Here is a 20,205-nt window from a genome sequence, read left to right as displayed (position 1 = left end):
ACCGCCTCCGCGCGCCATGCGGGTGACGCTACCATATGACCTAGACCACATTCCAGACATCATTCCGGAAATGTGAACAGATTTGAGTCCGAACATGTGTTCGTTGGAAAACGACTGCCGCTCAGTGCGATTCGAACAGCTTTGCCAGCTCGGAGATCGACCACGGGTCGGACCGCTGATGATCTCGGTATCCGAGCACCGCAGGCGTCGGACGGGGAAAGCGGCCCAGGAAGCCGCCCGCTGCGATGAAGACCTCGCCGGTGACGGCGCTCGCGGCATCGCCGGCCAGGTACAGATACAAGGCAGCGGCGTACTCCGGTGGTGGCGCGTCCAGCGAAGCGGCCACGGTCATCTCGTCGAGCAGTCCGCGCTCACCCAGTGAGCGAATGTGCGCCTCGAAATCCGGCCCCGTCGACAACCGGGTCCTCGCGCCCGGGCAGATCGTATTGACGCGCACGCCATACGCTTTCAACTCCGCGGCCATGGCCAGACTCAGGCTCGTCACCGCGCCCTTGCCCGCCGGATAGCCGGTTCCCCCGTAGTCGCCGAGATAGGCGAAGGAACCGGTGTTGATGATCGAACCGCGCTGCGCCGCGGCCATCAACGGCGCCGCCGCGCGGCAGGTATTGAAGGTCGTGGTCAGATGCGAGTCCAGCTGCGCGCGCCAATCCGCAACGCTCACATCGAGAATCGAGGACCGCGCCGGTTCCGCGATGCCCGCGCAATTGACCAGCACATCCACCGCGCCATAGGTGTCGACGCACGCGGAGACGAGGTGCGCGGCCGTCGTCTCATCCGCCGCGGACCCGGCGATCCCGACCGCATCGCCGCCGGCCCGCACGATCTCCGCCACCACCGCATCGACCGACGCTCCGGTGCGCGAGTTGACCACGACCCCGGCACCGTGGCGGCCGAGCAGCTCCGCGACCGCCCGCCCGACCCCGCTGCCGCCCCCGACGACCACCGCGGCGCGGCCGGACAATATCGAATCGGTCATCCGGCGTCCTGTTCGATGCGCGCGGCGACGCCCAGCCCACGGCCGAGTCGGGCGAGCGCCGCTGCCGCCAGAGGCAGCGGAATATCGAGCCGGGTTCCGAGTTCCAAGGCGAGGCCGAGGTCCTTCTCGCCCAGATCGCGGACATGGCTCAGGATGGGGTGCCAGAAGTCGTCGGGATCGATCGCGGCCGTGGTGTCCCGCAACATGATCGCTCCCGGCCCGCCGGTGATGGCATCGGTATGCCGCACCACCTTGCCGAGCGTGCCGATATCGAGTCCGGCCGCTTCGGCCAGCCGCTGCGCCTCGGTGGCCGCGGTGAAGGCGACGAAGTGAAGTAGGTTGCGCGCCAGCTTCATTCGCGTTCCGGCACCGACCGGGCCGGCGTGCACGAGCAGATTCGAGAAGCAACCGAAGGGGCCGCGAATGCGGCGCACCGCGAGCTCGCTGCCGCCGACCATGACCGCCAGCGCGCCCTTCGCGGCACCGGGCGCGCCGCCACTGACCGGCGCATCGACGAATTCGACATCGCGTTCGGCGCACAGCGCCGCCAGTTGTTCGGCGGTCCGATCGCTGATCGTCGAGTGCACAGCGATCACCGTTCCCGGAGTCGCCGTGCGCAGTGCCCCGTGCGGTCCGGCCACCACGTCGCGCACCTGCGCGTCGTCGATGACCGTGACGCAGAGGACCCGAGCCCGTTCAGCCAGCTCGGCCGGCGTCGAAACCGATTGCGCGCCCGCGTCGATGAAGGGCAGCATCGCATCGGGGCGCAGATCGCAGACGGTGAGCCCGCCGGGCCATTCCAGCAGCCGGCGCGCCATCGGCGCGCCCATATTGCCCAAACCGATGAACCCGACCGGGTCGGGTGTGGCGTGCTCGCCCATCACCGGATGATCTGTCCGCCGTCGACATTGAGGATCTGCCCGGTCACCCAGGCCGCCTCGTCGGAGAGCAGGTACAGGCAGGCGCCGACCAGATCCTCGGGGGTGCCCATGCGCTTGATCGGGATACGCGAAACCATGTCCTTGACAATGCTGCCGGGCGTGACCGTCAGGGTGGCCTCGGTGTCGATCGGGCCGGGCGCGATCGCGTTGACCCGGATCTTCGATCCGCCCAATTCGGTGGCCAGCTGCTGGGTCAGGCCGTTGATGCCGACCTTGGCCAGACCGTAGAAGCCGGAGTAAACCCATGCGGCGGTGGAGGATTGGTTGACGATCGACCCGCCGCCGGCCGCGACCATCGGCTGCCACACCGCACGGGTGACATTGAGCGCGCCGTCGAGGTTCACCCCCATGAACTTCTTGTAGTAATCCCACGGCACGGTCAGCAGCAGGTCGAGCTTCATATCGCCGTAGATGGCGGCATTGTTGACCAGGTGGTTGATCGCACCGAATTCGGCCACGGTGAACTCGGCCAGCGCCGCGGCGGAATCCGGATCCGCGACGTCGACGCGCCGGAAGGCAGCGGTACCACCGTCGGCCACGATCTCCTTGGCGACTTCCTCGCCGCGATCGGTATTCAGGTCGGCGACAACGACTTTCGCGCCTTCGGCCGCCAGCGCCTTGGCGTAGACGGCGCCGATGCCCTGCGCGGCGCCGGTGACGATCGCCGCCCGTCCGGTGAAACGTGCCATTTCTCGAGCTCCTTGTATTCGGGGTGATGTCGGTTCGTCAGGCGGGAGTCGCGACGAGTTTGGTTTCCAGGTATTCCTCGAACCCGGCCACGCCCATCTCGCGGCCGAGCCCGGATTGCTTGTAGCCGCCGAACGGGGCGTCGGCGTGGTACCAGAGACCGCCGTTGACGCTCAAAGTGCCGGTCCGCACGCCGTTCACCACCCGGTCTACGCGCTCGGGGTCGGCGCCCCACACCGAACCCGAAAGCCCGTAGGGCGATTCGTTGGCCAGCCGCACCGCGTCGGCGTCCCCGTCGTGCGGGATCACGACCAGGACCGGACCGAAGATCTCCTCCCGCGCGACGGTATCGGTATTGGCGACATCGGCGATGACGGTGGGTTCGACGAAGTAGCCGCGCGGCTGCTCCTCGGGCCGCCCGCCGCCGGTGACGATCCGGCCGCCCTCCGATCGCGCGATGGTGAGGTAGCCCTCTACGCGGTCGCGTTGCGCGGCGGAAATGAGTGGGCCGCAAATGGTTCCGGGTTTCGTCGGATCACCGGGCCGCAGGCCCGCCATCGCCTTGCCGGCCGCGGCGACGGCATCGGCATAGGCCGCGCGCGGCACCAGCAGCCGGGTGGTGAGCGCGCAGCCCTGTCCGGCGTGCACGGCGACCGAGAACGCGGTGTAGCTCGCGGCGGCGCCGATATCGGCATCGTCGAGCACGACCGCCGCGGACTTGCCGCCGAGTTCGAGGAAGGTGCGCTTGAGATTCGCCGCCCCGCCGACCATCACCGAGCGGCCGGTGCGGGTGGATCCGGTGAAGGTGATCATGTCGACCCGCGGATCCTCGACCAGCCGGGCGCCCACCGAATGATCGTTCGAGGTAACGATATTCACCACCCCGGCGGGAATGTCGGTGCCCTCGACAATGAGCGGCCCGAGCACCGCCGCGCACCACGGGGTGTCGGGGGCGGGCTTGAGGACCACGGTGTTTCCCGCCGCCAGCGCCGGGCCCAGCTTCGCCAGATTGATCTGGTGCGGGAAATTCCACGGCGTGATGGCGCCGACGACGCCCACCGCCTCGCGCCGGATCTCCCGGCGGCTGGGGATGCCCATCTGCGTCCGCTCGCCGAGATCGGTTCGCCAGCTGTAGCTTTCGGCCAGATCGGCGGCGAAATCCAGATCCGCGATCGGTCCTTCCAGGTGCGGGCCACTGGTCAGCATGACCGGCGCACCCGCTTCGGCAACGGTGATCTCGCGCAGCTCCGCCAGGTTCGCCCGCAGGACGTCACGCAACTGCCGCAGGCAGTGCGCGCGGAAGGCGTGATCGCGTGACCACTCGGTTTCGTCGAAGGCGGCCCGCGCCGCCGCGACCGCCGCGTCCAGATCGTCGGCCGCGGCGTTCGCGGCATACCCGAGCACTTCCTCGGTCGCCGGATTCACCGTCGGGAAGACTCCCGCCGCACCGGGGACCAGCTTGCCGCCGATCAACAGGAGGGTGCCCGCGGCGGGGACGAGACCGTTCATCAAAGACTCCCGATAAGTGTCTGGACAACTGTTCGGAATATAGTTCGGACTCTTACCCAAGCGCAACAGGCAACCGGAGCCGCACGGCCCACAGCGCAAGGGCGGCAACGAAACCCGGCGATCGGCCCGGCTAGTAGGCGATGAAAAGAATCTCTTCCCGGGAGTAGTCGTGATCCGGATGCCGTTCGGCGAGATGCCGCTGCGTCTTCACCACCAGGTCGTCCTCGTCGGTGCCGCTGATGAACTCGCCACAGGGACAGTTCAGGCGCTTCTTCATTCGGGGTTTCCTTTCACCAGGAGAACGGGTCCTTGTACCCGACCACCCATCGTAGTACTGTCCGGACACATGTCCATCATGTGTCCGGACAGCTTTTCCGGGAAGGATTTCCAATGACATTGGTCAAGCCGCAGCGCGTATCCGGTGGCGGAGCCGAACATGGGCACCTCGAGGAGTTCCGCACCGATCCCATCGCCCTGATGCGCCGAGTCCGCGCCGAATGCGGCGATGTCGGATCGTTCGAGCTCGCGGGCCGCGATGTGATCATGCTGTCGGGGGCCGAAGCCAACGAGTTCTTCTTCCGTTCCGCCGACGAGGACCTGGACCAGGCCGCGGCCTACCCGTTCATGAAACCGATCTTCGGCGAGGGCGTGGTTTTCGACGCCAGCCCCGAACGCCGCCGGGAAATGCTGCACAATCAGGCGCTGCGCGCCGAGCACATGCGCGGGCACGCCGAAACCATTGCGCGCGAAGTCGATCAGATGCTGGCCCGCTGGGACGACGCGGGCGAGATCGATCTGCTCGAGTTCTTCGCCGAACTGACCATCTACACCTCGTCGGCCTGCCTGATCGGCGTCAAGTTCCGCAATCAGCTCGACGAGCGCTTCGCGCACCTGTACCACGAACTCGAACGGGGCACCGACGCCTACTGCTACGTCGACCCCTACGCGCCCATCGAGAGCTTCCGCATTCGCGACGAATCGCGGGCGAAACTGGTCGAGCTGGTGCAGGAGATCATGGACGACCGCATCGCGAATCCGCCGCAGGGCAAAGAGGATCGCGACATGCTCGACGTGCTCGTCTCGGTTCCGGGCGAGGACGGCGCGCCCCGATTCAGCGCCAGCGAGATCACCGGCATCTTCATCTCGATGATGTTCGCCGGGCACCACACCACCTCCGGCACCGCGGCCTGGACCATTATCGAACTACTGCGTCATCCGGACCTGCTCGACCGCGTCGTCGCCGAACTCGACGAGCTCTTCGCCGACGGCGCCACGGTGAGTCACCATGCGCTGCGCCAGATTCCGCGGCTCGAGGCGGCCCTCAAGGAAACCTTGCGGCTGCATCCGCCGCTCATCATCCTGATGCGGATCGCGCAGGGCGAGTTCGAAGTGTGCGGAAACCGGATCGCCCCCGGGGACATGGTGGCCGCGACACCGGCCATCTCCAACCGGATTCCGGAGGACTTCCCCGAACCGGACTCCTACGATCCGGACCGCTACCTCGATCCGCGCCAGGAGGACCTGGTCCACAAGTGGAACTGGATCCCTTTCGGCGCCGGTCGCCACCGCTGCGTCGGCGCGCCCTTCGCGCTCATGCAGCTCAAGGCGATCTTCTCGATTCTGCTGCGGGACTGGGAATTCGAGATGGCGCAACCCTCGGACAGCTACCGCAACGATCACTCCAAGATGGTCGTCCAGCTCGAACAGCCCTGCCGGGTCCGCTACCGCCGCCGCGTGCGGTGAACCCCGCCCCATCCAGGTCCACGACGATGTCGGCCTATCAGGAGGAACCCGTGCCCGCGCCCGTGCTACCCACCGGATTCGACCTCACCGATCCCGCACTCTGGGAAACCCGCAATCCCGTCCAGGAATTCGCGCAACTGCGCCGCACCGCACCGGTCTGGTGGAACGCGCAAACCGACAACAACTCCGGCGGCTTCCGGGACGGCGGCTATTGGGCGGTCACCAAACACGAGGACATCAAGGAGATCTCGCGCAACCCCGAGCTGTTCTCGTCCCAGCGCAAGGGCTCGATCATCCGGCTGCCCGGACAGGTCACCATCGATCAGATCGAATTGACCAGCGCGCTGCTGGTCAATATGGACCCGCCCAAGCACACCAAGATCAGGCGCATCATCTCCAAGGGGTTCAGTCCGCGCGCGGTGGAAGGATTGCGGGCGGCGCTGACCGCACGCGCGCAGCGAATCGTGCACGCGGCCAAGCAGGCCGGCGGCGGCGACTTCGTCGAGCAGGTGGCGTGCGAACTGCCGTTGCAGGCCATCGCCGAACTGCTCGGCGTGCCACAGGAGGATCGGCGCAAGCTCTTCGACTGGTCGAATCAGATGATCAACTACGACGATCCCGAATACGGCGATACCGTCACCACCACCGCCTCGGACAACGCGTCCGTGGAGATCCTCGGCTACGCCTGGAACATGGCCGAACAGCGCCGCGCCGACCCCGGCGACGATATCGTCACGCAACTGGTCAACGCCGACCTCGACGGGGAAGCGCTGGGCTCGGACGAATTCGGTTTCTTCGTCATCCTGCTCGCGGTCGCGGGCAACGAAACCACGCGTAATGCCATCACCCACGGTATGAAGGCGTTCATCGACAACCCCGGCCAGTGGGAGCTGTTCAAACAGCAGCGCCCCCGCACGGCAGCCGATGAGATCATCCGATGGGCCACCCCGGTGACGGTGTTCCAGCGCACCGCCACCGCCGACACCGAACTCGGCGGGCAACCGATTCGTGCGGGCGAGCGCCTCGGATTGTTCTACGGCTCGGCCAATTTCGATGAGGACGCGTTCGAGGATCCCTTCGCCTTCGACATCCTGCGCGACCCCAATCCGCACCTGGCGTTCGGTGGCACCGGGGCACACTTCTGCGTCGGAGCGAACCTCGCGCGCCTGGAAATCGACCTGATGTTCAATGCCATCGCCGACGCCATGCCCGATATCACCCAGCTCGCCGAGCCCGAACGCCTGCGCAACGGCTGGATCAACGGCATCAAGCACTGGCAGGTCCGCTACTCGTAACCTCTGGTAGTCCCGATCCCGACCGGCATGCGGACGGGATCGGGACTATCACAACGGTTTCGAGCTCAGCGCGCCGCGGTCGCGAATCTGCGGTTCGTCAAGGTGCGCAGGTTGCGCAGGAACCACCGGAACGTCGCGTTCATCAACGGCCGGAAGAGCCGGAGCGACACTCCGGTCGGCCGGTCGCCATCCATGGCCAGCGTCCAGGTCAGCCGGCATCCGGTCGCCGTGGGAACGATCCGGTAGTCCTCGGCGAAGGCGGTGATGCCGCGGGTGGAGCACTCGTTGAACCGAAAAGCCATGTGCGTGTTCGGTTCCCACGCCAGGAACTCCTCGTTGCCGACGATGCCCGCACGCATCCGGACCGTGCGGGTGGTGCCGATGCCGTGCGGTTCCGGACTGGTCCAGGTCACACCGGTGATGACGGAGGCCCACCGCGGCCAGGACGCGGCGTCGGCGAGCACCTCGAACACCTGCTCCGGCGACACCGCGAGTTCGACGGTATTGGCGAAGCGGTGTGGCGCGGTGTCCACGAACGCGGAATCGACAGGGCGGCATGGGTACATCGCGGACATCGGGTCCCTTTCCGGTGCGGAGAGTCGGTATCGAGGCCATCTGGCCGGCGATGATCACGACTCGAATCAATTGTCCCGGACAAGAGACTACAGTACTATCCAGACACATGTCCGAACCCGCGTCCAACGGTATCGAAGCGACACGGCGGCGCTTGACCGAAAAGCAGGCCGACACCGTCGACCGGCTGACCGCCGCCGCTGTCGAGGTGCTCTCGCGCGCAGGCTATTCCGGCACCACGATCCGAATGGTCGCGGCCACGGCGGGCGTCGGCACCGCGACCGCCTACACGTACTTCTCGTCCAAGGAACATCTGATCTCCGAGGTGTTCTGGCGGCGGCTGGCGGCCACCCCGGAACCGGTGACTCGCGAGACCGACAGCACGACGCGGGTGATAGCGGTACTGCGGCAGGTGTCGCTGCTCGTGGCCGACGAGCCCGCCCTGGCCGGTGCGGTGAGCAGCGCGCTGCTGGGCGACGATCCCGACGTACGGCACCTGCGCGTCCGCATCGGCTCGGAGATTCGCCGCCGGCTCACCGACGCATTGGGCTCGAACGACCCCAGCACGCTCGACATGCTCGAGCTGCTCTACTCCGGCGCGATGCTCCAGGGCGGGATGGGACACCTGTCGTATTCCGAAGTGGCAGACCTGCTTTCGGCATGCGCACGACGAGTACTCGCACACGGCGGTGCTCGGGCAGCAAACACGGCAGACAAGGCGGAAGAATGAGCGAAGCCGACTACATCGTCGTAGGGGCCGGCAGTGCCGGCGCGGTGGTCGCGAGCCGGCTGGCGGAACACAACGCACGGGTGATCCTGCTGGAAGCAGGGCGCACCGACGACACTCGACTGGTCACTACCCCCGGGCTCATCACCATGGTCCACACGATTCCGCGACTCAAGCAACGAGTCTGCTGGAAGCAGTATTCGATTCCGCAACCGCATGCCGCCGGTCGCACGATCCCGATGACCCGGGGAAAGGTGCTGGGCGGTTCCAGCTCCGTCAACGGCATGCTGTTCGTCCGCGGGAACCGAGCCAACTTCGATTCCTGGGCGGCCGCGGGCAATACAGGCTGGAGCTACCGGGAGGTGCTGCCCGCGTACAAGCGCCTGGAGAACTGGCAGGACGGCGCGAGCGACTTGCGCGGTGCGGGCGGACCCATCGAGGTCACCCGGCAGCAGGATCTGACCCCCATCTCCCGGCAATTCATGGTGGCGGCCTCGGAGACCCTCGGCGCACCGATCATCGAGGACTACAACGGGGCCTCGCAGGAAGGGATCTCGGTCTTCCAGCAGAGTGTCCGTAACGGCCTGCGCTACAGCTCCGCTCGCGGCTACCTCACCGACCGACGCAGCGACGGCCTCACGGTGCTCACCGGCGCGCACGCCACCCGCGTGATCGTCGAGCACGGCCGCGCCACCGGCGTCGAGATCGCGGACGAGCGCGGCATGCGGCGGGTACTGCACGCGGGGAAGGAGGTCATCGTCTCCGCCGGTGTGATCGGTTCACCGCAGCTGCTCATGCTCTCGGGCATCGGGCCGGCCGCGCATCTGCGCGCCCTCGGAATCGACGTCGAAGCCGACCTGCCGGTGGGGCAGAATCTGCACGACCACCTGTTCGTACCCATGACCTTCGTCTCCAAAAAGGCTGTGCACCGGGGCATTCCGACGTATTTCGCCCGCACCCTGCTGCGTGAGCTCCGGCGGCCGGGCAGCTCGTGGATGGGGCGCACCGTGTTCGAATCGGTCGGTTTCGTCAAAACCGACTACGCCACCGGCGATTTCCCGGATCTGCAACTGCACGCCCTACCCTGGAGCTACCCGACGCCCAACCAGGACGAGGACAAGATCTACCTCGTCGAACGTCAGCCCGCGCTGACCGTGCTGCCCAGCCTGATCTACCCGCACAGCCGCGGGCAGGTGCGGCTGGCCTCCACGAATCCGTTCGCCGCACCGCTCATCGACCCCGGCTATCTCACCGATCCGCGGGACACGGACTTCCTCGTCGCCGGACTGAAAACGGTTCGGGAGATCATGGCGCACAACAGCATCGCCGCCGACGTGATCAAGGAGTACGCGCCCGGCCCGGAATTCGCCGACGAGAACGCGCTGCGGCGCGAGCTGCCCCACCGGGTGCACTCGGTCTACCATCCGGTCGGCACCTGCCGCATGGGCGTCGACGAGCGGGCCGTCGTCGATCCGCGACTGCGAGTGCGCGGTATCGAGGGACTGCGGGTCGCCGACGCCTCCATCATGCCCAGCATCACCGGCGGCAACACCAACGCGCCGGCGATGATGATCGGCGAGAAGTGCGCGGAATTCCTCGGCGCGGTGGCCTGATGCGCATCGCACTGCTGTCCTACCGCAGCAAGACACACTGTGGCGGACAAGGCATTTACGTCCGCTACCTCAGTCAGGGACTGGCCGAACTCGGCCACCGGGTGGAGGTGTTCTCCGGGCAGCCCTATCCGGAGCACCTCGATCCCCGGGTACGGCTGACCGAGGTGCCCAGCCTGGACCTGTACCGCGACGACGACCCCTTCCGCACGCCACACCCGCGCGAGCTGCGCGACCGGATCGATCTGCTCGAGCTCGGCACCATGTGGACGGCGGGCTTTCCCGAACCACGCACCTTCAGCCTGCGCGTGGCCCGGCTGTTACGCTCCCGCGCAGACGATTTCGATGTCGTTCACGACAATCAGTGCCTCGGGCCGGGGTTGCTCGAGATCGCGCGCACGCTGCCGCTGGTCGCGACCATCCACCACCCGATCACGCGGGATCGCGCGGTGGACCTGGCCGCCGCGCCGTGGCGGCGCAAACCCTTCGTACGGCGCTGGTACGGATTCCTCGGTATGCAACAGCGGGTCGCGCGGCGGATACCGGACTTGATCACCGTCTCCGCGTCGTCGGCCGCCGATATCGCGACCGACTTCGGGGTGGCGCCACAGCAGTTGCACACCGTGCCGCTGGGCGTGGACACCGAGCTTTTCCGGCCGCGGGAGCAGCCGCGAGTCCGGGGGCGAATCGTCGCCGTGGCCAGCGCCGACAAACCACTCAAGGGCATCGCGCATCTACTGAAAGCTGTTGCGCGACTGCGTACCGAGCACGAAGTGGAGCTGCGACTGGTGGCCAGACTGGAACCGAACGGACCCACCGAGAAGCTGATCGCCGAACTCGGCCTGGCCGATATCGTCACCGCCGTCAGCGGATTGGCCGACGAGGACCTCGCGCGGCTGCTGGCCTCCGCGGACATCGCCTGCATTCCGTCCATGTACGAAGGGTTCTCGCTGCCGGCGGTGGAGGCCATGGCCAGCGGCACACCCCTGGTGGCCAGCCGGGCCGGGGCGTTGCCCGAGGTCCTCGGCGACTGTGCCGAGCTCGTCGAGCCCGGCGACGTGCACGCGCTCACCCGTGTCCTCGACGCATTGCTGCGGGACCCGGATCGACTGCGGCACTTGGGTATCGCCGGACGACGCCGGGCATTGGACACCTTCAGCTGGCCGGCGGTCGCCGCACGCACCGTCAGCGTGTACGAGCGGGCGATCGACCGGCGCAACGCCGCCGCTCACGGCACCCGCCGATCCGAGACCATTACCCCGACCCCCGTGCAGGAGAGCTCATGCTGACCGTCGACTTCGACCGCCTCGGCGTCCGCGCCGGAACCCGCGTGATCGACGTGGGCTGCGGCGCGGGACGGCACTCGTTCGAGGCATACCGGCGCGGGGCCGACATCGTGGCCTTCGATCAGAACGCCGCCGACCTGGCCGACGTGGATGCCATGTTCGAGGCGATGACACAGGCCGGGGAAGCGCCCGGCTACGCCAAAGCCGAGACCGTACGCGGCGATGCGCTCGACCTGCCCTACGGGGACGGCGAATTCGATGTGGTCATCGCCTCGGAGATCCTCGAACACATCCCGTCCGACGCGCAAGCCATCGCGGAGCTGATCAGGGTACTCAGGCCCGGTGGCATGCTGGCCGTCACGGTGCCACGCTGGTTGCCCGAGCGCATCTGCTGGGCGCTGTCGGACGAATATCACGCCAATGAAGGCGGCCATGTCCGCATCTACCGGGCCGACGAACTGCGCGACCGCATCACCGCGCGCGGCCTGCGCTTCCTGCGGCGCGACCACGCACATGCACTGCACGCCCCCTACTGGTGGCTCAAGTGCGCGGTGGGCGTACGCCGCGACGACCACTTCGCGGTGGCCGCCTATCACCGGATGCTGGTGTGGGACATGATGTCCGCGCCCAGGCTCACCCGTACCGCCGAGCGCCTTTTGGATCCGCTCATCGGCAAGTCCGTGGCGTTGTACTTCACCAAGCCGGCGGTGCGCGATGCCGCCCGCTGAACTGCCCGCCGTGCCCGGCGTGCTCACCGCCGACGACATCCGGCGCACCGGTGAATCCATCGCCGCCGCGCAGGAACCCGACGGCGCACTGCCCTGGTTCGACGGCGGGCACACCGATCCGTGGGACCACGTCGAATCCGCCATGGCCTTGACGGTGACCGGGCGGTGGCGCGAAGCACGCGACGCCTACATCTGGTCGGCGAAGAACCAGCGCCCGGACGGCTCCTGGCCCGTGCGGATTCGCCGGGGCGCGGTGGAGAATCCCGATGCCGACACCAACTTCTGCGCCTACCTGGCGACCGGGGTGCTGCACTACCTACTGAGCACCGGCGATACCGGATTCGCCCGCGAGATGTGGCCCGCCGTCAGCGCGGGCATCGACTTCGTGCTCGGGCTGCAACTGGGCGAGCACGGTGAAATCCATTGGTCGGCCGGTGATTCCGGCAGTTCCGGCGAAGCCTTGCTCACCGGGTGCTCCAGCATCTATCACAGCCTCGGCTGCGCCTTGGCGCTGGCCGAACGTCTCGGTCAGCGCGCCGAGCACTGGGCAATGGGTCGCCGTAGGCTCGGTCGCGCCCTGCGGGAGCATCCGGAAGCGTTCCTGGACAAGAGCCGCTACTCCATGGACTGGTACTACCCGATCCTCGGCGGCGCGGTGCGCGGTGCGGCCGCCCGCGCGCGGATCGACCGGCACTGGGACGAGTTCGTCGTGCCGGGCATGGGCATCCGGTGCGTATCCGACGCGCCGTGGGCGACCGGGGCCGAGACATGCGAGCTGGTGCTGGCGCTCGACGCGATCGGCGAGACCGAGCGTGCGGTCAGGTTGTTCCGCGATATGCAGCATCTGCGGGAGGCCGACGGATCCTATTGGACCGGACTGGTTTTCGCCGACTGCAAACGCTGGCCAGAGGAGCGCACCACCTGGACCGCCGCGGCGGTCGTGCTGGCAGCCGACGCCCTCTCCCGGGCGACCCCGGCGAACGGGATCTTCCGGGATCCGCTCGGCGATCGATGAGCCGCACCGCCGGCTACGAAGCGACGGTGCGCTCCAGAATCCGTAACGAGCCGGTGACCGACAGCTCCCGGAACCATCCGGAGTCGAGCGCCCGCCGATAGACGTGGTAGGGGGCCTGCCCGCCCTCGGCCGGATCGGGAAACACATCGTGGATGGCGAGTACGCCGCCCTCGGAAACCCATGGGGCCCAACCGTCGTAGTCGCGCTGGGCGGCGGCCTCGGTGTGCCCGCCATCGATGAACAGCATGCGCACCGGGGTCCGCCAGAGGCGGGCGACCGCCGCCGAGGAGCCGATGATCGCGATCACGGTATCGGTCAGATCCGCTCGAATCAGATTGCGGCGGAATGAGGTCACCGTATCGAACACCCCCGTTTCCGGATCGACGAGAGAAGTGTCGTGATACTCCCAGCCCGGCTGATGCTCCTCCGACCCGGAGTGGTGATCCACGGTCACCACGGTGGCTCCGCACTCACGAGCGGCCGCACCCAGGTAGATGGCCGATTTGCCGCAGTAAGTGCCGATTTCGACGATGATCCCGTCGGCGGCGTGCGCGCGGGCCGCCTCGTAGAGCGCGCGGCCTTCCACCGGCGGCATGAACCCGGTTACCTGCTCGGCGATTTGGAACAAAGTCCGGGTCGCGGGTGAGAGGTCCGCTGTCGCCGCGGAACTGCCGACAAGTTCGAAATCACTGTTCGCACGGCTCATGCGCTGCACGCTAACATATTGACTGGACTGCTATCCGGAACAGTGTCCGGAAATATGCCCAGGCCCCGGATCAGGGTCGCAGGTAGGCGACGATGCCGCCGATGAGGGCTTCGAGCGCATCATCGAGGTCGCCGTAGGTGCCCAAGGTGCGTTCGGAGGTGATGCCGCGCATGGCGGCCGGGATCAGCGCCGCCACCTTTCTGACCTTGACCGGGTCGAGTTCCAGGTCGGCGAAGATGCGCTGACATGCCTTGTCCCAGTCCGGTTTCCAGGAGGCCAGTTCCGCGGCGGTGAGCGGGTAGTCGCGTTCGAGTTCGGCGTGGCCGCGGGGCAGGGCCGCGCGCAGGGTTTCGATCGCCAGGGATTCCGGTCGGCGCAGACCGCCGGCCATGGCGTGGATCAGCGCGCTCACTCGTTCGGGCAGCGTTCCCGCACCGGCGATTCCGGCCGGCAGATCACCACGTTTGTCGGCGGTGTGGCGCAGCACCGCGGCCCACAGGCCGTCGATATCCCCGAACTGATACTTGATCACACCCCAGGTGGCGCCGATATCGCGGGCGATTCGATTGCCGGACACCGCAGCCGGGTCGCCGGTGGCCAGCGAGATGATCGCGGCGTCGAGCATGCTCTCACGCGACTGGATGCCGCGCCGGTTCGCTCGCCGGCCGTTTACTGCTGCTTCGGTCACGAGGCCCGATTCTAGCCGTCGCTACCTGCGGGTTCTATTTTCACAGAACCCTCTTGTATTTGATCGCGGAGGGTTCTACGGTTAGGGCGCCGCGGACGATGGGGTGATCGAAACAGTCGATTGCCGTTGCCGCACAGTCGGATCGGCGCGTCGAGGCGTGGAGGATCGAGATGGCGAAACCGCCGCTGTCGATGGAGCCCACCGGATGGTTCCAAGTCGCATGGTGCGCCGAGATCACCGCCGGCGCGGTGCACCGGATGAAGTACTTCGGGCGCGAGATGGTGGCCTGGCGTTCGGCTTCGGGCGCGATCGCGGTATTCGACGCCTACTGCGAGCATCTCGGCGCGCACCTCGGCTACGGCGGGCACGTTTCGGGCGAGCACCTGGTGTGCCCGTTCCACGGCTGGGAGTGGAATCGGCAGGGCCGCAATGTCTGTATCCCCTACGAGAGCCACCCCAATCGCGGGCGACGCATGCGCAGCTATCCCGTCGTCGAGCGCAACGAAGCGGTGTGGATCTGGTACGACATCGAAGGCCGCGCACCGTATTTCGAGGTGCCCGACATCTTCGAGGCGTTCGGCGACGATCGCACCGCCGCCGACTACTTCCCGCCGGTGCCCGCCGCCACGTTGTATCGCCCCGCCTTGGAACTGCATCCGCAGTACGTCCTCGAAAACGGCGTCGACTTCGCGCATTTCAAGTTCGTGCACAAAACCCCGTTCGTGCCCGAGTTCACCCGCCACGACTTCTCCGGGCCGGTGTCGTACGTCGATTTCACCGTCGCCTTCGACGCCGAGATCGCCGCGGATCAGGTGCACAGCGGCGTCGAGTCGATCAATGCCGGATTGGGCTGCTCGATCACCAAGAGCTGGGGCATGATCGACAACCGCACCATGCCCGCGGTCACCCCGGTCGACGAGCACACCTGCGATGTGCGCTTCACGGTATGGATCGGCCGCCGCCCCGGCGACGACTCCCCCGAGATCAACCGGTACGGGACCACCATGGCTGGATTCGTCATCGAGCAATTCGAGGCCGACATCCAGATCTGGGCGCATCAGCGTTACTCCGACCCACCCGCGTTGTCGCGCAAGGAATTCGACGGGTTCACCGCGCTGCGTGCCTGGGCCCGCCAGTTCTATCCCGCCGCCGCACTCCCCGAAAGGCCCGCGCCATGAGCACTCCCGCCAAGATCCGGGTATTCCAGGTCGCCACCGGCAATCTCGGTACCGAGATGATCGGCCGCATCCGCAACCATCCGGAGCTGGAATTGGTCGGATTGCACTGCTACACACCGGAAAAGATCGGGCGGGACGCGGGCGAGATCGTCGGCCTGGGACCGATCGGGGTGATCGCGACCGGCTCGATCGAGGAGATCATCGCCGCGCGCCCCGACGTGCTCACCTTCCACGGGGTCTTCCCCGACGAGGACCTGTACGAGCAGGTGCTCGAAGCCGGGATCGACGTGGTGACGACCGCGGATTGGATCACCGGATACCACCGCGACACCAACCATCCCCATCCGTCCGGGCGCAAGGTCAGCGACGTCATCCGAAGCGCCTGTGAGCGTGGGCAATCCACCTTCTACGGCACCGGCATGAACCCGGGCCTGTGCCAGATCCTCGGCATCGTCCACACCGCCGACGTGGCCGACATCGAAAACGTCACCGTCACCGAATCGGTGGACGTCTCCTGCCACCATTCCGCCGAAACCTGGAAAGCGGTCGGCTACGGGCGTCCGATCGACGACCCCACCATCCCCGATTCCCTGCACAAGTACACCGCGGTCTTCGCCGACTCGGTCTACCTGATGGCCGACGCCTTCGGCCTCGAACTCGACGAAGTGAAGTTCAGCTACGAACTCGGCGCCTGTACCGAGGACGTCGACCTGGGCTGGTATTTCCTGCCGAAGGGCTCGCTGGGCGCGAACTACATCAAATACCAGGGCCTCGTCGACGGAGTACCGCGCGTGGAGTCCCATCTGGAATGGCAGATGACCCCGCACACCGACCCGGCCTGGAATATCAAGGGCTGCTACATCACCCAGGTCACCGGCGACCCGAGCATCTACAGCAAGCACATGATCTTCCCCCGCAAAGGCTTCGACCTGTCCGACCCCGCCAATTTCGCCTCCATCGGCATGAGCGTCACCGGCCTGCCCGCCCTCAACGCGATCGCCTCCGTCGTCGCCGCCCGACCGGGCATCATCACCAGCGCCGACCTACCCCTTCGCGCCTTCGCGGGACGATTCAAGATCTGACCCGACTATCGCACCTCACCTGCCGGGCGAGCGGCGGCGGGTACGGCCGCTGGTTTGTCACCGAGCCAGTCGAGCAGAGCGTTGTAGACCGTCTCGTGGTTGAGCAAACTGAAATGGTTCGCACCGGGCAGATGCAGGCCGTTGGCATCGTCGAATCCGATGCGGCGGACGCGGTTTCGCCCGGAACCACTGCTGGGCAGCACCAGGCCGTCGCCGATGATGCGGCCGAGCGGGTGTCGTGGACTGCGGGCGATGGACGCCGTGACGAAGTAGTGGTCGGCACCCGGCAGCAAGGGCACTTCCTGAACGGCTCTGCGCCGCAAGGCATCCACGTCGAGTTCGCTCCAATCCTCGTCCACCAGCGAGCCCTGGCGCAGATCACGGATTCCGGCACTGCGGCGGCGCAGCAGACGAGCGAACGGGCGGGTTTCGGGCAGTTGGTTCAGCGCCGCGGAGGCATAGTGGACAAACTGTTCGAGGGGCGCGCCCAGATGCGGGGAACCAAGGCAGACGATCTGGCGAACTCGGCGCACCCAGTCCTGGCCCTCGGCATCGGCTTCATGGCACGCGCCGCGGGCGATCAGCCCGCCCATCGAGTGGCAGACCAAAGCGATCTCTTCCACCTCGACCGGCCAGTGCGCGTGCAGCTCCCGCAGCAGCATGTCGAGTTGCCGGGCGTTCTCGGCAATGCGCAGACCACTGTTGTACCGCACCATGAGCGTGCTGCGGTCGAGATCGGAATCGAGCCGCTCCGCGTAACTGGGCCGCCCACCCAACCGCCACGCATGCTCGGTCTCCACCAGCCCGTGCAGAAACACCACGATGCGCGGGCGCGGATTCGCCACCACCGCGCCGAGCTCACGCGCCCCGACAGGTTCCCCGTCGATACGAAAAGTCATAGGCGAGGCCAGGATCGGACGCTTCTCCTCGAGGCTGTCACCGATCAATCCTTGCAAGGCAGCGATCAACCCCGACCCATACACCGTGCGCGAGGGCATCGGAAGCCCCGGCAGCTCCGCCGCCAGTTCGGCCACCGACCCGGCCGCGACCGCGCCACCACTGACCACCCGATACACCCCCGAGGTGATGGCATCGTGCACCACCTTGACCGGCCGCACCGCCGGCCCGATTCCCCACGACACCGCCGTGAACACATGATCGCTGACCGCCCGGTGCGTGGCCCCGATCCCATTGATCGCGCCGCCGAGTTCATCGCCCGCGAGGCGCGCGAGTGCCCGTATCTCCGCTCGCCGCTGCCGCATCGACTCCACCATCGTTTCAGTGTACAAATGTGCACTGAACCATGCGAGTGCAACCTCGGCGTCCCGTCCGTTACCCAGTACACCTCACACCTCTGGTAGCAGTTCGAGCGGTTGGGGTTGCCGTCCAGAACAGTTCGCCCGCTTGCCAGGCTCCGTCGATGTCCAGATCGCCACGGGTCACTTCGATGACTGCGGCGAGGGCCGTTGCGGGACGGTGAGCTAGGACCCGCGCCGGGTGCGGTGGTTGACGGTGTTGTCGGCGGGTATAGCCGTTTCGTGCTGCTGCCGTACCGGGCAGCAGCAGCGGAATGGACGGAGAATTCGATGCTCGGATTGGGAATCCTCGGCTGGATCATCATCGGCGGTCTCGCCGGCTGGATCGGTAGCAAGATCATGAAAACCGATGCTCAGCAAGGGATCCTGCTCAACATCGTCGTCGGTATCGTCGGCGGGTTGCTGGGTGGGTTTCTGCTGAAGCTCCTCGGTGTCGACGTCGAGGGCGGGGGCCTGTGGTTCAGCTTCTTCACCTGCTTGGGGGGCGCGGTACTGCTGCTGTTCCTCGTCGGGCTCGTCACCGGGCGCCGCGGCGCGCTGCGCTGAGGGCTGTGAACTTCCGCCCGAGGGCAGTGCGCCGCACTGCCCTCGAGGCATTTTCGGCGCAGGAACTATCGATGCCACTGTCGCGGATACCAGCGCGTCAGCCCCCCCGTACATGCCGATGAGCGAGCATTCTCGCTGAGGCGGCATTGGAATTGATCTTGTGGCGCAACACATCTCACGATCGGTACGGAAATTCCGTTCACCGCACGGCCCGCCTCTGCAGCTACCGTGAACGTGCAGAGCTTCCCCTTACCACCGGGAGGAACCGCTAACGGCCAGCACCCTACCCAAGATCAGCGATCTCAAGCCAAAGTCAGCTAAGGTGACGGAATGGTCATGCGGGTGGCGGTTCCCGTGCTGCCGTGCCGAGATGTGCAGGCAGCGCGGTCGTACTTCACGGACGTGCTCGGATTCGACACCATATTCACCTGGGAGACCCCACCTAGCTACGCGGCCGTGATCCGCGACACCGCCGAGTTTCACCTATACGCCGAAAGCATTGTCGGCCCGGCCAGGGTGGTGGTTGTCGTCGACGACGTCGATTCCTGCCACGACGAGCTGCGCGCCCGTGGCGCCGACATCGTCGAGCCACTGGCTGACCGGCCCTACAGGATGCGCGACTTCAACGTACGGACACCCGATGGGCACTTGTTGATCTTTAGCCAGCCGCTTACCGAGTACGGGTGACCATCAGCGGACCAGCCGGAAGAATGACCGGACCTCGTCGACGAACAACGCCCGGCTTGTCACTGAAGCCGTAACCGGGAAGCGATGGGCAGACCCCTAGAACCGGCCGGCTTAGTGCGCAGATTTTCGCCGTTCACACGACGAAACCGCAGCTCAACAGCCAGCACCCTTGCGACAGTTCGCAGTGGCCATCCATCGGTTCGTACTACCGGATGAGGCCGAGCACCGGCCGTAGGCGCGTGTCCGCTATTGCCGCGTTGAGCGCGGATTGTCTGCGATGCAGCCTATGTGGTGATCGGGAAGGCGGCCTGGAAGGCCAATCGCTGATCAGCGCCGGCCGCGATCCTGTCGAGTTCTTCGTCCAGCGTCATGAAGACCTGCCAGGGTTCTTGCCCGCTGACCACGGCCAAGCGATGCACGATGAGCTGTTCGAGCTCAGGAACCCGTTTGGCCTTCCAAATCTTGTCGGCAAGACTGACCAGAAGATCGTCCATGCCGATGTCGAGATCGGTCCACGCGGCATGGGTACGTGCGAACCGGGCACGGCTGTCGGGCACTCCATGGTCGAGAAGAAGTTGGTACCCGTCGGCTTCGTGCGCTGAGCCGGGGCCAGACAACTCGGCAAGATGCAGGACTTTCCCGATGTCGTGGATGGCCGCACCGAACAGCACCGCATCGGCGTCGAATTGTACTGTGCCGTAGGCGGAATTCAGCCAATCGAGCAACTGGCTGGCCACGTCGTGGACCGCACGCAGGTGCGCGGCCAGCCGCGGCGGAGCATCCAGCGCTCGAACGATCGCCGCAGCACTATCGGGCAGCGGCCGCAACGGAAGTTCGAGTTGGTCGGTCAAGGCCCGCTCGAGCATGCCTGATGTCATTCGGCCACGGTAA

21 protein-coding genes are annotated in these 20,205 nt (G+C 66.6%); 11 read left to right on the top strand and 10 right to left on the bottom strand.

Features of this window, described 5'->3' with window-relative positions; translation table 11 throughout:
• Window positions 1-121: 121 nt before the first annotated feature.
• The 5 genes from NI1_RS05370 to NI1_RS05350 all read right to left on the bottom strand — a co-directional run bounded on the left by NI1_RS05370 (window position 122) and on the right by NI1_RS05350 (window position 4,411).
• Entirely contained in the window at window positions 122-997 is an 876-nt protein-coding gene (locus NI1_RS05370; protein WP_067814531.1) for an SDR family NAD(P)-dependent oxidoreductase, read from the bottom strand.
• Complete coding sequence (locus NI1_RS05365; RefSeq protein ID WP_067814529.1) at window positions 994-1,878, bottom strand: NAD(P)-dependent oxidoreductase; 885 nt, start codon at window positions 1,876-1,878, stop codon at window positions 994-996. The genes NI1_RS05370 and NI1_RS05365 overlap by 4 nt, the downstream gene beginning before the upstream one ends.
• Complete coding sequence (locus NI1_RS05360; RefSeq protein WP_067814527.1) at window positions 1,878-2,627, bottom strand: SDR family oxidoreductase; 750 nt, start codon at window positions 2,625-2,627, stop codon at window positions 1,878-1,880. The genes NI1_RS05365 and NI1_RS05360 overlap by 1 nt, the downstream gene beginning before the upstream one ends.
• A 37-nt stretch (window positions 2,628-2,664) precedes the next feature.
• Complete coding sequence (locus tag NI1_RS05355; protein WP_067814525.1) at window positions 2,665-4,134, bottom strand: aldehyde dehydrogenase; 1,470 nt, start codon at window positions 4,132-4,134, stop codon at window positions 2,665-2,667.
• A gap of 130 nt (window positions 4,135-4,264) precedes the next feature.
• Complete coding sequence (locus tag NI1_RS05350) at window positions 4,265-4,411, bottom strand: DUF1059 domain-containing protein (protein WP_067814523.1); 147 nt, start codon at window positions 4,409-4,411, stop codon at window positions 4,265-4,267.
• A gap of 113 nt (window positions 4,412-4,524) precedes the next feature.
• On the opposite strand from NI1_RS05350, the gene cyp51 reads away from it, so the two are divergent.
• Window positions 4,525-5,877, top strand: coding sequence for a lanosterol 14-alpha demethylase (gene cyp51 / locus NI1_RS05345; protein ID WP_067814521.1), 1,353 nt, complete (start codon window positions 4,525-4,527; stop codon window positions 5,875-5,877).
• A gap of 50 nt (window positions 5,878-5,927) precedes the next feature.
• Window positions 5,928-7,172: a cytochrome P450 gene (locus NI1_RS05340; protein ID WP_157534945.1), complete on the top strand. Its 1,245-nt coding sequence runs from the start codon at window positions 5,928-5,930 to the stop codon at window positions 7,170-7,172.
• A gap of 65 nt (window positions 7,173-7,237) precedes the next feature.
• Here NI1_RS05340 and NI1_RS05335 read toward each other — a convergent pair whose 3' ends face one another.
• Entirely contained in the window at window positions 7,238-7,738 is a 501-nt protein-coding gene (locus tag NI1_RS05335; protein ID WP_067815420.1) for an SRPBCC family protein, read from the bottom strand.
• Between the two features lie 116 nt (window positions 7,739-7,854).
• Here NI1_RS05335 and NI1_RS05330 point away from each other — a divergent pair, with 116 nt between their 5' ends.
• From NI1_RS05330 to NI1_RS05310, 5 genes are read left to right on the top strand one after another with little or no spacing between them, the layout of a single operon-like run.
• Window positions 7,855-8,475, top strand: a complete 621-nt coding sequence (locus NI1_RS05330) for a TetR/AcrR family transcriptional regulator (protein ID WP_067814518.1) — start codon at window positions 7,855-7,857, stop codon at window positions 8,473-8,475.
• Entirely contained in the window at window positions 8,472-10,085 is a 1,614-nt protein-coding gene (locus NI1_RS05325; protein WP_067814516.1) for a GMC family oxidoreductase, read from the top strand. The genes NI1_RS05330 and NI1_RS05325 overlap by 4 nt, the downstream gene beginning before the upstream one ends.
• Window positions 10,085-11,371, top strand: coding sequence for a glycosyltransferase family 4 protein (locus NI1_RS05320; RefSeq protein ID WP_084522711.1), 1,287 nt, complete (start codon window positions 10,085-10,087; stop codon window positions 11,369-11,371). The genes NI1_RS05325 and NI1_RS05320 overlap by 1 nt, the downstream gene beginning before the upstream one ends.
• A complete protein-coding gene (locus NI1_RS05315) occupies window positions 11,365-12,096 on the top strand; it encodes a class I SAM-dependent methyltransferase (RefSeq protein ID WP_067814515.1) in 732 nt (243 codons plus the stop codon). Before NI1_RS05320 ends, NI1_RS05315 begins: the two co-directional genes overlap by 7 nt.
• Window positions 12,083-13,111 (top strand): prenyltransferase/squalene oxidase repeat-containing protein, encoded by a 1,029-nt coding sequence (locus tag NI1_RS05310; RefSeq protein ID WP_067814512.1) that lies wholly within the window; start codon window positions 12,083-12,085, stop codon window positions 13,109-13,111. Before NI1_RS05315 ends, NI1_RS05310 begins: the two co-directional genes overlap by 14 nt.
• A 13-nt stretch (window positions 13,112-13,124) precedes the next feature.
• On the opposite strand, the gene NI1_RS05305 is transcribed toward NI1_RS05310, so the two are convergent.
• The gene (locus NI1_RS05305; protein ID WP_084522552.1) at window positions 13,125-13,817 is read right to left on the bottom strand and encodes a class I SAM-dependent methyltransferase; all 693 of its coding nucleotides are present in this window, start codon (window positions 13,815-13,817) and stop codon (window positions 13,125-13,127) included.
• A 70-nt stretch (window positions 13,818-13,887) separates the two neighbouring features.
• Window positions 13,888-14,505, bottom strand: coding sequence for a TetR/AcrR family transcriptional regulator (locus NI1_RS05300; protein WP_067814510.1), 618 nt, complete (start codon window positions 14,503-14,505; stop codon window positions 13,888-13,890).
• Window positions 14,506-14,675: 170 nt separating this feature from the next.
• Here NI1_RS05300 and NI1_RS05295 point away from each other — a divergent pair, with 170 nt between their 5' ends.
• Together NI1_RS05295 and NI1_RS05290 are read left to right on the top strand one after the other, a co-directional pair.
• A complete protein-coding gene (locus NI1_RS05295; RefSeq protein WP_067814509.1) occupies window positions 14,676-15,683 on the top strand; it encodes a Rieske 2Fe-2S domain-containing protein in 1,008 nt (335 codons plus the stop codon).
• On the top strand, window positions 15,680-16,765 hold the full coding sequence (locus NI1_RS05290; protein ID WP_067814507.1) for an NAD(P)H-dependent amine dehydrogenase family protein: 1,086 nt from the start codon (window positions 15,680-15,682) through the stop codon (window positions 16,763-16,765). The genes NI1_RS05295 and NI1_RS05290 overlap by 4 nt, the downstream gene beginning before the upstream one ends.
• Window positions 16,766-16,770: 5 nt before the next feature.
• Here NI1_RS05290 and NI1_RS05285 read toward each other — a convergent pair whose 3' ends face one another.
• Window positions 16,771-18,039, bottom strand: coding sequence for a lipase family alpha/beta hydrolase (locus NI1_RS05285; RefSeq protein ID WP_067814505.1), 1,269 nt, complete (start codon window positions 18,037-18,039; stop codon window positions 16,771-16,773).
• Window positions 18,040-18,351: 312 nt separating this feature from the next.
• On the opposite strand from NI1_RS05285, the gene NI1_RS05280 reads away from it, so the two are divergent.
• Both NI1_RS05280 and NI1_RS05275 read left to right on the top strand, forming a co-directional pair.
• Window positions 18,352-18,627: a GlsB/YeaQ/YmgE family stress response membrane protein gene (locus NI1_RS05280; RefSeq protein ID WP_067814503.1), complete on the top strand. Its 276-nt coding sequence runs from the start codon at window positions 18,352-18,354 to the stop codon at window positions 18,625-18,627.
• Window positions 18,628-18,957: 330 nt separating this feature from the next.
• Window positions 18,958-19,314, top strand: a complete 357-nt coding sequence (locus NI1_RS05275) for a VOC family protein (RefSeq protein ID WP_067814501.1) — start codon at window positions 18,958-18,960, stop codon at window positions 19,312-19,314.
• A 284-nt stretch (window positions 19,315-19,598) separates the two neighbouring features.
• On the opposite strand, the gene NI1_RS05270 is transcribed toward NI1_RS05275, so the two are convergent.
• Window positions 19,599-20,192 carry an HD domain-containing protein gene (locus tag NI1_RS05270; RefSeq protein ID WP_067814499.1) on the bottom strand — a complete coding sequence of 198 codons (594 nt, stop codon included), beginning with the start codon at window positions 20,190-20,192 and terminating at the stop codon, window positions 19,599-19,601.
• Window positions 20,193-20,205 lie beyond the last annotated feature (13 nt).

Origin of the sequence: Nocardia inohanensis NBRC 100128 (assembly GCF_001612945.1) — a bacterium.
Taxonomy (GTDB): Bacteria; Actinomycetota; Actinomycetes; order Mycobacteriales; family Mycobacteriaceae; genus Nocardia; species Nocardia inohanensis.
The sequence above is the reverse complement of the archived record's forward strand: the minus strand, read 5'-3'. Positions and strand labels throughout refer to the sequence as shown.

Bases quoted from the DNA above. Each gene is read 5' to 3' on its own strand.
- NI1_RS05370 (WP_067814531.1), bottom strand. From the start codon at position 997: ATGACCGATTCGATATTGTCCGGCCGCGCCGCGGTGGTCGTCGGGGGC.
- NI1_RS05365 (WP_067814529.1), bottom strand. From the start codon at position 1,878: ATGGGCGAGCACGCCACACCCGACCCGGTCGGGTTCATCGGTTTGGGC.
- NI1_RS05360 (WP_067814527.1), bottom strand. From the start codon at position 2,627: ATGGCACGTTTCACCGGACGGGCGGCGATCGTCACCGGCGCCGCGCAG.
- NI1_RS05355 (WP_067814525.1), bottom strand. From the start codon at position 4,134: ATGAACGGTCTCGTCCCCGCCGCGGGCACCCTCCTGTTGATCGGCGGC.
- NI1_RS05350 (WP_067814523.1), bottom strand. From the start codon at position 4,411: ATGAAGAAGCGCCTGAACTGTCCCTGTGGCGAGTTCATCAGCGGCACC.
- cyp51 (WP_067814521.1), top strand. From the start codon at position 4,525: ATGACATTGGTCAAGCCGCAGCGCGTATCCGGTGGCGGAGCCGAACAT.
- NI1_RS05335 (WP_067815420.1), bottom strand. From the start codon at position 7,738: ATGTACCCATGCCGCCCTGTCGATTCCGCGTTCGTGGACACCGCGCCA.
- NI1_RS05330 (WP_067814518.1), top strand. From the start codon at position 7,855: ATGTCCGAACCCGCGTCCAACGGTATCGAAGCGACACGGCGGCGCTTG.
- NI1_RS05325 (WP_067814516.1), top strand. From the start codon at position 8,472: ATGAGCGAAGCCGACTACATCGTCGTAGGGGCCGGCAGTGCCGGCGCG.
- NI1_RS05320 (WP_084522711.1), top strand. From the start codon at position 10,085: ATGCGCATCGCACTGCTGTCCTACCGCAGCAAGACACACTGTGGCGGA.
- NI1_RS05315 (WP_067814515.1), top strand. From the start codon at position 11,365: ATGCTGACCGTCGACTTCGACCGCCTCGGCGTCCGCGCCGGAACCCGC.
- NI1_RS05310 (WP_067814512.1), top strand. From the start codon at position 12,083: ATGCCGCCCGCTGAACTGCCCGCCGTGCCCGGCGTGCTCACCGCCGAC.
- NI1_RS05305 (WP_084522552.1), bottom strand. From the start codon at position 13,817: ATGAGCCGTGCGAACAGTGATTTCGAACTTGTCGGCAGTTCCGCGGCG.
- NI1_RS05295 (WP_067814509.1), top strand. From the start codon at position 14,676: ATGGCGAAACCGCCGCTGTCGATGGAGCCCACCGGATGGTTCCAAGTC.
- NI1_RS05290 (WP_067814507.1), top strand. From the start codon at position 15,680: ATGAGCACTCCCGCCAAGATCCGGGTATTCCAGGTCGCCACCGGCAAT.
- NI1_RS05285 (WP_067814505.1), bottom strand. From the start codon at position 18,039: ATGGTGGAGTCGATGCGGCAGCGGCGAGCGGAGATACGGGCACTCGCG.
- NI1_RS05280 (WP_067814503.1), top strand. From the start codon at position 18,352: ATGCTCGGATTGGGAATCCTCGGCTGGATCATCATCGGCGGTCTCGCC.
- NI1_RS05275 (WP_067814501.1), top strand. From the start codon at position 18,958: ATGGTCATGCGGGTGGCGGTTCCCGTGCTGCCGTGCCGAGATGTGCAG.
- NI1_RS05270 (WP_067814499.1), bottom strand. From the start codon at position 20,192: ATGACATCAGGCATGCTCGAGCGGGCCTTGACCGACCAACTCGAACTT.